The 12,067-nt window shown below is 62.5% G+C and carries 9 protein-coding genes and 1 pseudogene; 4 read left to right on the top strand and 6 right to left on the bottom strand.

Annotated features, from left to right (window positions below):
* Window positions 1–60: 60 nt before the first annotated feature.
* The 6 genes from KFO72_RS39445 to KFO72_RS39420 all read right to left on the bottom strand — a co-directional run bounded on the left by KFO72_RS39445 (window position 61) and on the right by KFO72_RS39420 (window position 8,993).
* Complete coding sequence (locus KFO72_RS39445) at window positions 61–2,496, bottom strand: beta-galactosidase (protein WP_225034341.1); 2,436 nt, start codon at window positions 2,494–2,496, stop codon at window positions 61–63.
* Window positions 2,496–4,469, bottom strand: coding sequence for a beta-galactosidase (locus KFO72_RS39440; RefSeq protein ID WP_225034340.1), 1,974 nt, complete (start codon window positions 4,467–4,469; stop codon window positions 2,496–2,498). The genes KFO72_RS39445 and KFO72_RS39440 overlap by 1 nt, the downstream gene beginning before the upstream one ends.
* A 45-nt stretch (window positions 4,470–4,514) precedes the next feature.
* A complete protein-coding gene (locus KFO72_RS39435) occupies window positions 4,515–5,366 on the bottom strand; it encodes a carbohydrate ABC transporter permease (protein WP_060608183.1) in 852 nt (283 codons plus the stop codon).
* A gap of 26 nt (window positions 5,367–5,392) precedes the next feature.
* The gene (locus tag KFO72_RS39430; RefSeq protein WP_225034339.1) at window positions 5,393–6,295 is read right to left on the bottom strand and encodes a carbohydrate ABC transporter permease; all 903 of its coding nucleotides are present in this window, start codon (window positions 6,293–6,295) and stop codon (window positions 5,393–5,395) included.
* A gap of 122 nt (window positions 6,296–6,417) precedes the next feature.
* Entirely contained in the window at window positions 6,418–7,701 is a 1,284-nt protein-coding gene (locus KFO72_RS39425; RefSeq protein ID WP_054932231.1) for an ABC transporter substrate-binding protein, read from the bottom strand.
* A 140-nt stretch (window positions 7,702–7,841) separates the two neighbouring features.
* Window positions 7,842–8,993: an ABC transporter ATP-binding protein gene (locus KFO72_RS39420; RefSeq protein WP_225034338.1), complete on the bottom strand. Its 1,152-nt coding sequence runs from the start codon at window positions 8,991–8,993 to the stop codon at window positions 7,842–7,844.
* 217 nt (window positions 8,994–9,210) lie between these two features.
* Between KFO72_RS39420 and KFO72_RS39415 the strand changes: the two genes are divergently transcribed.
* The 4 genes and pseudogenes from KFO72_RS39415 to KFO72_RS39400 all read left to right on the top strand — a co-directional run bounded on the left by KFO72_RS39415 (window position 9,211) and on the right by KFO72_RS39400 (window position 11,928).
* Window positions 9,211–10,215: a LacI family DNA-binding transcriptional regulator gene (locus KFO72_RS39415; RefSeq protein WP_107202758.1), complete on the top strand. Its 1,005-nt coding sequence runs from the start codon at window positions 9,211–9,213 to the stop codon at window positions 10,213–10,215.
* A gap of 9 nt (window positions 10,216–10,224) precedes the next feature.
* Window positions 10,225–11,136, top strand: a complete 912-nt coding sequence (locus KFO72_RS39410) for a LysR family transcriptional regulator (protein WP_054932225.1) — start codon at window positions 10,225–10,227, stop codon at window positions 11,134–11,136.
* A 114-nt stretch (window positions 11,137–11,250) separates the two neighbouring features.
* A pseudogene (locus KFO72_RS39405) lies at window positions 11,251–11,439 on the top strand (RraA family protein); the annotation flags it as partial.
* Between the two features lie 96 nt (window positions 11,440–11,535).
* On the top strand, window positions 11,536–11,928 hold the full coding sequence (locus tag KFO72_RS39400) for a hypothetical protein (RefSeq protein WP_060608169.1): 393 nt from the start codon (window positions 11,536–11,538) through the stop codon (window positions 11,926–11,928).
* Window positions 11,929–12,067: the final 139 nt, after the last annotated feature.

Genomic DNA, 12,067 nt, shown 5'->3' with positions numbered 1-12,067 from the left:
TCTTTGCGGCGGCAAAGAAAAGTAGGTGCCGCCCCGCACAGGGGCGACGCGTGAACCAGGCTAACAATTCGCGGATGCCAGCGAAAGAACCACCTCATACTCAGGCACCCATTTCACACCAAAAACCTCAGCAACCTGATCGGAGATCGAACCCCTGAGATCATGCCTCGCATCGAGATAAACAGGCGCATCTGCCCGCATTGGCAGCACAGTCAGCATCAGCGGTTGCTGCGGATCGATCATCACATTGCGCACGCCGATCTCCCAAGACAGGCCATTATAAAAATGATCGTCGATCAAATCGCCCCCCGAGAACAGCCGCCCGACATCACCTGCATATTGAATCGACAGATAGGCATTACTCAGACCGGTCGCATTCAATGCCGCAATCGGCACCTCGATACGCCACGCAGCGGCCTTGCCGAAGCATTCCGGCGCCGGTTCAACAGCAGCCAGCGCTGCACCGCCTGAAGCAACAGGCTGCCCCTTCTGCGCGAGCCGCAACGACGTAACACCGACATCGAACGCAACCATCGGCACAGTCACAGCGAAGCGCTGAAAAACGCCATCTCGTGGCGTTTCCACGAAAGCATGCGTCGAGCGAACAGCCCGCTCCAACGGCGGATACACAGCGACATCAAAAGCAGCGACACCCATAGAACGCAATACGAGTTCGCCGTCGCGCTCGAACGCCAATGCATCGGTAAGAATCAGCCGGCGCTGCCCATCGAATGGCAGAACGCTGAGCCGTTCAATATCCTCGCTCGCGAGCGTGATGATAGTGGTACGCGTGTCGTCACGACAAATCGCGGTGAATACGGAACCAGCCACAGGACGCACAATCAGCCCACCATCCGCCTCATGCGTAATCAAAACCCCATGAGAATCGGCAGATTCGATACGCGTCACGCTATCCGGCTCGAACGCAAACTCAGCCACGATCCCATCCGTTGCTGCGAACACATACGTTGCGCCTTCATGCGTCGAAAGCCGCGTAACGGGCTGCGCAGTCGCATAACGCAATCGCGCGCCACCCAGCGCAAGTCCAATCGGCCACACGAACCACCTTCCCGGCGCAATATCGATCGGCTCGGCAGGCAGCATGACCGTGCGAGTCGCGAGCTTCACCGCGAACTGCACGCCTCGCCGCTCAGGCATCCGATACTGCCGCACATGATTGTTGAAAAACAGAAACCCGCGATCGCCGTCCGCACGCACCGAAAACCGCGGCGTTTCAAGATCGTCCGCACCACGCGGCACACGCTCCGGCGCGTACACATCGCAGGTCGCCAGTTCGCTGCCCCATTGCTGAAGAAACAGATGCATCGGCCGCAGCTTGCCAAGCACAGCATGCGCTTCGCCATTCGCGCCGAAAGGCGCCTGAAAATCGTAATTGACGACGGGCAAATCGTTATATCCGCCCGACGCCGTCGACTCCTGCCCATCCACATCGCCAGGCGGATTGCGGCCGCCATGCAGCATGTAGTAACCGTACAGATTCACGCCGGAACCAAGCTGCACGGGTAGCATCGCCGCGATGTCATCGGGGTCGAGAACGGGACGGCGCCGGTACATCGTCGGCACGCCCCCACCGAATTCCGCGCCTAGAAACGGCGTTTCGTGCGCTACGGCATCGGCATCGCCAGGCTCGCTGTTATGGGTTTGCGCGCCAAGATCGCCGCCGACCCGGCTCGTCAAGCGAAACCCATACACCTCGCCCGGCGCGGACACCTCCGTCGATGTCCCCCACGGCAAATCCGCATAGCCGCCAAAAACAGGCGCGACTTCGCGGCGCGGAAACACAGCATTGTCCCAGCCGGTGACCGTGTACAGCGGCACGTCGAGTCCCGCTTCGCGCGCGAGGCGCTTGAGTGTCGCGATGTGCGCGGGCCCTTGCTGCGGCCCCGTCAGGTTGTATTCGTTCTCGAGCTGAATGCCGATCACAGGGCCGCCATCCTTCCACAACAAGCCCGCTAGCTGCGCCGCGATTTCAGCAAAGAAGCGCTGCACGTACTGCAGATACAGCGGATCGTCGCAGCGCGTCGGCACCTGATCGACGACCCACGCAGGGATGCCGCCATAACGGACCTCCGCATGCACCCACGGTCCAATGCGGACGAACGCGTACAGCCCGCGTTTCGCACAGTTTTCGATGAATCGACGCAGATCGAGCCGCGCATGCCAGTCGAACTGCCCAGCGCGTCGCTCGTGATAACGCCAGATCACATACGACGACACGATATCGACACCCGCCGCCTTGACCTTCGCAAGCGCGTCGTCCCACTGCGCTTCGGGCACGCGCGCGTAATGCAACTCGCCCATGACGGGCAGCCACGGTTCGCCGTCGCGCGTCAGATAGCGGCTGTTGATGCCGATCGTCCGTCCATCGGGCGATGTATTCGCGCCCATCCGCAACGTATCCGCGAGCGGTGCAGCGGCAGGGCGGCTTGCATCGGCAGTCAGGATGGTGGCCGGCATCTTGCGCGGGCGATCCATCACGCGGCGATCCACGCGCAGACGTCGGCGGTGCCAAGCGTGCGCTGACCGAGCACGAATTGCGCGTTATCGGGTGCAGGCGCTTCGGCAGCAGTCGCGCCGAAGTTGAACGCGAACGTGATCTCGCCGCGACGCCGCACGCGCAATCCTTGCGCAAGCTGTGTAACAGCAAGCCCCGCATCGCGCGCCGCACCTTCTAGCAACGCGCGATGCAACGCCGCGTCGAACCACGCGCTCGCATAGCGCACATGTCCGCGCGCCACGATGGCGGGCCAGTTGTCATCGAAGCGCGCGAGCACGTCGAGACCGTCGCGCGTTTCGATATGTTCGCGCCAGTGCAAGGCGATGCCCGTCACACCTTCGAATGTCGTGGCCGGTTGCAGCGTCGGACGCAACGAATCGACTTCGAGCACCTTGAACGGCAGCACCGTTTGCAGCGCGCCGGGCGGCAAATGCGCGGGAATCGCGAAGTCCGCCGTCTTCGAGCCCGTGCGCGGGCCGATCACCCATTGCGCGGAAGATTGCTCGACGGTCTTCGCAAAGCCAGCCGGCAAGGCGGCAAGACCCGGCACGACGATCAGCTTGTAGCCGGACAGATCGGCATGCGCCGACACGATATCGACGTCGAGCGCCATTTCGCGCAGCGTCCGGTAATACTCGAACGCAAGCGTCTGATAATCGAAACCCTTTGCATGCCGCTGGATTTCGAACATCCATTGCGTTTCGTAGTCGAACACAAGGGCGACTTCGGCGCGCGGCGCGGGTCCGCTTTGCGCGAGCTTCGTCAGTGCAGCGGACTGCGCGATCTCCTGCGCGGCACGCGCCACTTCGCGGCCGCCCGGCGACAGCGTGTTGTCGGGCAGGTTCAGTCCGGAGTGCATCTGTTCCTGCGCGAACGGCGCCTGTCGCCAGCGGAAGTACGACACCAGTTCCGCGCCGTGTGCGAAGGCCTCATAGGCCCACAGACGCACCATGCCGGGCGCGGGCACGGGGTTCCACGGCGCCCAGTTCACAGGGCCCGCTTCCTGTTCCATCACCCAGAAACGTCCTTCACCGATCGCGCGATAGCGGTCGTGATCGAATGCCGATACATCGGGGTGCCCCGTGCGCGCATAGCGCGCCTTGTCCTCTTCGCTCAACGCGATCACTTCCGTGCGTGCGATCGGATAACTGTCCCACGTCGCGACGTCGATGCTCTTGTTCGCGGCGAAGCGATAGTGATCGAAGGTCGTGAAAAAACCCATGAAGTTGTGCAGCATGTCCGCGTTCGGCGCGTGACGTCGCAGCACATCGACCTGTTCGCGATGGAAGCTCGCCACTTCGTCCGACATGAAGCGGCGGAAGTCGAGCAGATGAATCGGGTTTGCGTCGGTCGGCGTCAGGTTCGGCAACCCGATTGCATCGAACGATGCATATTCCATGCTCCAGAACACCGTGCCCCAGCGCTGGTTCAGGTTGTCGACGGTCTCGTAGCGGCGCGCGAGCCACGTCTGGAAGCGCGCGCGGGCCGCCTTCGAATAGCTCGGCACGGTCTCGTGACAGCCGAGCTCATTGTCCGTCTGCCACGCGATGACGGCGGGATGCGAACCATAGCGCTGCGCCATCGCCTCGACGATCCGCAGACATTCGCGTCGATACGGCTCGCTGCAAATATCGTAGTGACGGCGCGAACCGGAATTCCACGTGGTGCCGTCGGCACGCACGGGCAGCATCTCCGGCATCGAGTCGACGAGCCACTTCGGCGGCGATGCGGTCGGCGTGCCGAGCACGATTTTCAGGCCGGCGTCGGCGAGCGTCGTCACGGCGCGGTCGAGCCATGTCCATTCATAGGCGCCCGCGCGCGGCTCCATGCGGCTCCACGCAAATTCGGCGATCCGCACATGCGTGATGCCGAGTTCGACCATCCGGCGCGCGTCGTCGGCCCATAGCGTTTCCGGCCATTGTTCGGGGTAGTAGCAAACACCCAGTTGCATTGTCGATTTCTCCAGAGATCAGTAGTGTGCGGTCGGCCTTGCGCGTCAGCCTTTGCTTGCGCCGAATGTCAGCCCTGCCACGAAGTGCTTTTGCATCAGGAAGAACATCAGCACGGAAGGCAGCGCGGCCAGCACCGAACCCGCCGCGACGAGATTCCACGCGGTCGTCCATTGCCCCTTGAGCGCGGCGACCCCGACCGTGATGGGCGCGGCGTCGTCGCCTTGCGTAAGGCACAGCGCCCAGAAATAGTCGTTCCAGACAAAGGTGAAGACGAGAATGCCGAGCGCCGCAAGCGCAGGGCGGATCAACGGCAACACGATGCGCGCGTAGATGGTCCATTCGCTCGCGCCTTCGACGCGCGCCGCTTCGATCAACTCGAACGGCAACTGCTTGATGAAGTTGCGCAGAAAGAGCGTGCAAAAGCCGGTCTGAAACGCAATATGAAAAATGATCAATGCCCATACGGTGTTGAACAGTCCAACCTTCAACGCCATGTCGCGCACGGGGATCATCAGGATCTGCACGGGCACGAAGTTGCCCGCGACGAACGTGAACAGCACGACGATGTTGCCGCGAAAGCGATACGTGGCGAGCGCGAAGCCCGCCATCGACGCCAGCAGGATCGCGCCGAGCACGGAGGGCACCGTGATCAGCACGCTATTGGCGAAGTAATGCAGCATCGGCGTTTGCGTGAGCGCGGCGCCGTAATTGTCGAGCAGCGCGAAGTGCTTCGGCAGCGTCCAGTAATCGCCTTGCGAAAGCTCGTCGGACGAGCGGATCGACGTGACGAGCACGGCGAGCATCGGCAGCAGCCACAGGAGCAGCGCGAGCGGCAGCGACGCCTTGTAGATCGCGCGATTCCAGGGTTTCCAGCGTTCGACGGGAAGCGGGTACATGAGCGTTCTCCTTGCGCGATAGTGAATCAGCGTTCTTCGCGCAGCATCCGGCGCAGATGGAACACGATGTAGACGAGCATGATCGCGAACAGCACGACAGCGATCGCCGCCGAGTAGCCTTCGCGGTAGTACTTGATGGCCTGGTCGTACATGTAATAGGCAAGCACCGTGGAGCTGTCGAACGGTCCGCCGCCGCTCATCACCGCGATCAGGTCGAAGCTGCGCAACGCGCCGATCACCGTCAGCACGACGGCCATGAAGGTGGCCGGGCGCAGTTGCGGCAGGATCACGTGCCACAACAGACGCCAGCCCTTCGCGCCTTCCATGCGCGCGGCTTCCACCACTTCAGGGTTGATCGACGTGAGGCCCGTCAGATACAGCACCATGCAGTAGGGCGTTTGCGGCCAGAGCGCGGCGAACACAATGCCGAACGTCACGGTGTGCGCATCGCCGAGCACAGGAATGCCGTGACCGGCAATCACCTTGAGCAAACCGAACGTCGGGTCGTAGAACCAACTGAACACGAGCCCGACCACCACGCCCGACAACACGAACGGCGCAAAGAACAGCGACTTCACCACGCGCATGCCCTTCACCTGCTGGTTCAGGTACAGCGCGAACAGCAGGCCCAACGGCGGCGCAAGCAGGAAGAACACCAGCCAGATCAGGTTGTTCTTCAGCGCGACGTAGAAGGTGTCCGCCTGGAACAGCTCGGCGTAGTTCGCAAGGCCGATGAAGGTCTTCTCCGTCATGCCGTCCCAGTTATAGAAGCTGAGCGCGATGCTGCTGAAGATCGGATAGATCACGCACAGCGCGAACAACGCGCAGCCCGGCAGCAGAAAAAAGAACGCCGCGCGGTGACGCGCGCGACCGGACCTGGACGTGCGGCGGCTGCGCGCCGTAGGCAGGCGAGCGATAGACGTGGACATGACGAAGACCTCGTTCGATGCGGCTCGTCCGTAGCGGCGAGCGGCAGGTGACTCATGGGCGCAGCGCTTGCGATGCGCCCGGCAGACAGCCGTGTTCTGTTTACACGGCCGCCCTCAGGACATCACTTGTGATAGATGCGTTTGCGCGTCGCTTCGAGACGGGCGAGCAGCGAATCGATCTGCGACGGATCGTTATAGAACTGCTGCATGGCCTTCATGCCTTCGTCGGCCATTTCCTTCGTCATGTCGCGGTCGTAGAACTGCGCAATGCCGCCCGTCGTGCTGGCGAGCGTCTGGAAGCCGACCTTCGAGATCGGATCTTCCGGCTCCGTCGCCTTGCTGTTCGACGGCAACTGTCCCCAGCCGCGCGCGAGATCCGCGTTGATTTCAGGCGTTTCCATGAACGCGAGCAGACGCCGCGCGTCGGTCTTGTTCTTCGCCTTCGCGGGAACCAGCAGCACGTTGACGGGGCCGTCCTCCGCCATCGGCACCTTCGGATCGATCACGGGGAAACGCATGAAGCCGATCTGATCCTTGACGCTCGACGGAATGCCCGCCGAGAAGAACGTGCCCATCAGCATCATCGCGGCCTTGCCGTTGGCGAGGAACGGGCCGATCGAGTCGAGGTCGTAGGACAGCGCGTTGTCGATGTAGTAATGGTCGTCCATCAAGGTCTTCCACGTCGTGTAGACCTTCTTCACGCGCGGATCGGTGTACGGCACTTCGCCAGCCATCAGCTTCTGGTGAAACTCATTGCCGTTGATGCGCAGGTCGAGATAATCGAACCATGCGGCCAGCGTCCAGCTGTCGCGCGCGGCGACGGCGATGGGCGCGACGCCGCTTGCCTTGAGCTTCTTGCAGGCATCGAGGAATTCTTCCCACGTCTTCGGCTCGCCCTTGATGCCCGCCTTCTGAAACAGATCCTTGCGATAGAAGAAGCCGTATGCGTCATAGCCGAGGGGCGCCGCATACTGCTTGCCGTTATACGTCGATGCTTCCTTCACCGATGCGTACTGCTGGCTCCAGCCGTTCTTCGCCCAGTCGCCGGACAGGTCTTCGAGCAGGCCGCGCTTCGCGTAGTAGGCCATGCGCTCGCCGTCGTGCCACGACACGACATCGGGCGGATCCGTGGCGAGCCAGCCGCCCATCTGCACCTTGTACGCTTCTTCCGTGATGTAAGTGATCTTCAGATCGACGTCGGGATTGGCCTTCTTGAACTTGTCGAACGCGTCCTGCCACGTCGAGCGCTGGTTGCCGCGCGCCGACACGTTCACGTTCAGCTGACCGGCGTCGGCATCGGCGACGAAGCCCGACAGCAGCGCTGCCGAAACAGCGAGCGCAGCCGTCACGGAACGCGTGTTGAAAGAGGCGAGCCCGGCAAGGCGGCTCAGGTGCTTGTTCATCATCGTGGTGTCTCCTTGAACTGCGTTGTTGGCCGGCCGCTCGACGCGGACAGCGGTCTTCTTGCCCACCGCACCGGCTCTATGGCCGGCTGTTCGGATCGGCGAACCCGGCAGGCGCGGTTCGCGTCGTTGCCCCACTGCTGTTACGACATGTGCAGCGCGACAGCTTGCGTTTCCGTCGCGGCCGTGCGCGTCAGAGCGAGCCCTTCTTGATCGAACAGATGGCAAGCGTCGGCGGGCACGCGCAACGCCAGCGGCTCGCCGTTGCGAATCGACACATCGCCGGGCGCCTTCGCGATCAGCGTGCCGTCCGCGCACTCGACATGCACGTAGCTGTGCTCGCCAAGCTGTTCGGTAATCAGCGATCTGACCGCGAGCGTTTGCGCGTCGCCGTGGAGACGGATGTGCTCGGGGCGAATGCCGAGCGTGACAGGCTGGCCACGCGTGAGACGCGCGCCGTCGACCAGCACGCGCAAGGTCGTATCGCTACGTTTGAGCCTGACCTGCACGCCGTCTTGCGCAATCGCGTCGACTTCGCCGTCGAGGAAATTCATGCGCGGCGAGCCGATGAAACCCGCAACGAACCGCGAACGCGGCCGATGATAAAGCTCGAGCGGTGCACCAATCTGCGCGATGCTGCCCAAGCGCTGCGTATCCGCGCCCGCATGCAACAGCACGATCTTGTCGGCGAGCGTCATCGCTTCGATCTGGTCGTGTGTCACGTAGACGACGCTCGCCTGCGCAAAGCGCTGATGCAGCCGGGCGATTTCAATGCGAGTCTGGCCGCGCAGCGCCGCGTCGAGATTGGACAGCGGCTCGTCGAACAGAAACACGCCGGGCTCGCGCACGATCGCGCGGCCGATCGCGACGCGCTGGCGCTGACCGCCCGACAGTTCGCGCGGCTTGCGTTCGAGCAGGGTATCGAGTTGCAGCACGCGCGCCGCTTCGCGCACCTTGCGATCGACTTCGGCCTTCGGGGTTTTCGCGAGCTTCAGCCCGAACGCCATGTTTTCGTAGACCGACATGTGCGGGAAGAGGGCGTAACTCTGGAACACCATGGCGACGCCGCGCCCGGCGGCGGGGACGCCGTTCATCGACCGGCCGCCGATCGTCACGTCGCCGTCGGTCTGGTCTTCGAGTCCGGCGACGATGCGTAGCAACGTGGACTTGCCGCAACCGGACGGTCCGAGGAACACACAAAACTCGTGTGCGGCGATTTCAAGGTTGAGATTGCGGATGACGGGCGCGTTGGCGCCGAACGACTTCTGAATGTTGCTCAGGGAGATCGCGGACATGGTGTTTTCCCTGGATTTAAACGCTTAAATTCGCCGTGAAAAAAATCGCGCAGAGGCTTGCGCGGCGTGGATTTAAGCGTTTAAATTCGGGTGTGCTCGTAACCGCGATCATGTTCGTCTCCAATGTGCTTTCGAGAAAAGTTATCAAAGCCTGCGGTAGATGCGCAACATCTGATTCATAGTCTCTAAATATGGGATCTTTCCTAATCTTCCTGGCATGGCAACATTAACCGACGTCGCGCGACGCGCGCAGGTCACGGCGGCGACCGTTTCGAACGTGTTGCGCAACCCGGACAAGGTACGGCCCGAAACGGCGGAGCGCGTGATGCGGGCTATCCGCGAACTCGGCTACCGGCCCAACCTGAATGCGCGCGCGTTGGCAGAAGGGCGCTCGCCCACGCTGGCGCTGATGTTGTCGAGTATCGCGAATCCGTTTTATCCCGAGTTCGTGCTCGCGGCCGAACGCGCGGCGCGGCGCGCCGGCTACTTCCTGATGGTGTGCAACACGGACGACGACGCGGAAATCGGCCGTGCGTACCTCACGCAGATTGCGGGCACGCTGGCCGAAGGCGTGCTGGTGCTCAACACGGATATCGCGATCAACGAGCTGTGCGAGTCGGCAGCCGTCGGTGCACCGATCGTGTTGAGCCTGTGGGAGCATCCCGAACAGTTGCCCGCGCTGCCCTGCGTGGCCGTCGATTTCGCGCATGCGGGCGCGCTCGCGGCGCGGCACCTGCTGGAACTGGGGCATCGCGATATCGGCATGCTGGTCGGCGACGGTTGCGGTGGTTTGCAGGATGCGCGTGCGACGGGCTTTCGCGAGGTGATGCGCGAAGCCGGTCTCGAACCGGACGACGCCGCCGTGCTGCAGATTCCCGATACGATCGACGCAGGCTTTGCCGCATGCGTGGAGTTGATGGAGCGCGAGCCGCATCTGAGCGCGCTGTTTGCGACAAATGATCTGCTCGCGATCGGCGCGTTGCAGGCGCTGGCGACGCTAGGCCGTAAAGTACCCGGCGATGTATCCGTGATCGGCATCACGGATATTCAGCTGGCGCATCAGGTGCGGCCCTCGCTGACGACGGTGGCGATCAATACGGAAGCGATTGCGCAGGCGTCGATCGAATTGCTGATACGGTTGATTCACGAGCCGCGTGGCGAGGGTCCGCCGCCTGCCGTGATTGCGCCTTTGCCGACGTTGGTGAGAAGGCAGTCCACGTAGAATGGCAGCATGGACCTCAAGCAAATCCAGTACTTCATCGCACTCTTCGAAGACGGCTCGGTGACGCGCGCGGCGAAGCGCCTGAACATCGTCCAGCCGGCGCTCAGCATGCAGATTTCGAAGCTCGAAGCGGAACTGGGGCAGGCGCTCTTCGAACGCGGTCCGCACGGCATGACGCCCACGGACGCGGCGCGGCAAATGTATCGCCTCTACACGCCGATCATGCGCGACATCGAGCACGCGCGCGTCCAGTTGAGCCGTCAGGACGTGATCGTCACGGGCCGCGTGTCGCTCGGCATGGTCGCATCGGAAACGGAAAGCGTGCTTGCCGAATCACTGGCGAAGTTCAATGCGCTGTTTCCTCAGGTCGAGGTGTCGGTGGCCGATGGCTTCAGCGCGCAGTTGATCGACGCTGTCGAAGCAGGGCGCCTCGATGCCGCGATCATCAACAAGCCGCGCGGCCGCCTCACGCTCGACATGCAGCCGCTGCTGGTCGAAGAGATGGTCTTCGTGACGGGCATGAGGTGTGTTGCCGCGTTGCCGGACACCATCGATCTTTCACAGCCACCCGCCGTCGAACTGGTGCTGCCGACGCGCCGCAACGGCTTGCGCGGCGCGCTCGACGCCGCGTTGTTGGCCGCCAATATCATCATCAAGCCCACGTTCGAAATCGATCTGCTGAGCACCATCGTACAGTTCGTCGAGCAGAGCAGCGTCGCGACGATCTTGCCGCGTGTCGTCGTGCAGCGCAAAGTGGACGAAGGCACGCTGCGCGCACACCGCATCACGACGCCGTCAATCTTGCGTCACATCGTTCAGGTGTCGCATCCGAAGCGGCCGGTCGGGCCTGCCGCGCAAGCCCTGATCGACATCATCGCCGAAGAAATCCGCCGCGTCACGAAGAGCGCGGCGGACCCGTGAGACCGCTCAGTTCGTGTTGCGCGAAGCCGGCTGATCGAGCCGGCCACGCGTCTCGGGCACGATGAACGCGCCAATCGGGAACACGAACGCACGAAGCGTGGCGCGCGCAAGTGGAATCCGGGCGACATCATCGTCGGCGACGAAGATGGGCTGCTGGCGATCGCGCCTTCCGATGTGGAAAGCGTGATCGAGGGGGCGCGCAAGCAGGGCGCGAAGGAAGCGGCTGCAATGCGATCGATTGCCGAAGGCCGTTTCGACCGCTCATGGGTGATGCCGCATCGTGAGCGGATGATGAAGGGGTGAGGTTCTGGCGAGCGGCGCGGCGTGGTTGCGCGAGTTGATGTATAAGGGACGCTCGCGCCGTCGGCATCGAATCAACCCGGAAACAGGCAATACTTCATGACACCCTATGTGGACGCGGCGGCTCTCGTCGCACTTGCCCAGCGCGCTGAAGAGAATGGTCCTGCGCCGTGCTCCTGCACGAAGACGCCGCTGGATGGATGGCAATCGCAGCCGCTTTCGCTCGATGAGACGCGGCTTGTCGAGGTGGCGACGCTCATGCGGGAAGATGATCCTGAGCCTACGTTTGCTGAGTACCGGCCGGATAACGTTCAGTACTGGTCGCCGGATGCGCCGATCGCGCCACGGTACTTTCCGTATAACCGGTGTGGCGTGTGGGAGTGTTCGGCGTGCGGGCGGTTGTACCTGCGTTATACGGAAGGCGGCGGGTATTTCGTTGATCGGCGCATTCGGGCGCTGAAAGCGGGGTTGGTGGAGGATGTGGGGATTTGAGGTGGGTTTTGTGGGGCCTTTGGGCTGTGTTTGCTTTTTGCTGCGATTCTAGATTTGACATAACATAAATTATCAACATTCCATGTGTAGCGGCTCTATCCTAATGTCGTGTTCTGGCTATTTACAGATGTCGTGTTTC

The sequence above is a fragment of the Paraburkholderia sp. XV genome (assembly GCF_020177535.1).
GTDB classification, from domain to species: Bacteria; Pseudomonadota; Gammaproteobacteria; order Burkholderiales; family Burkholderiaceae; genus Paraburkholderia; species Paraburkholderia caribensis.
Note: the sequence above shows the minus strand (reverse complement) of the source record. Positions and strands in the feature narration are given on the sequence as shown.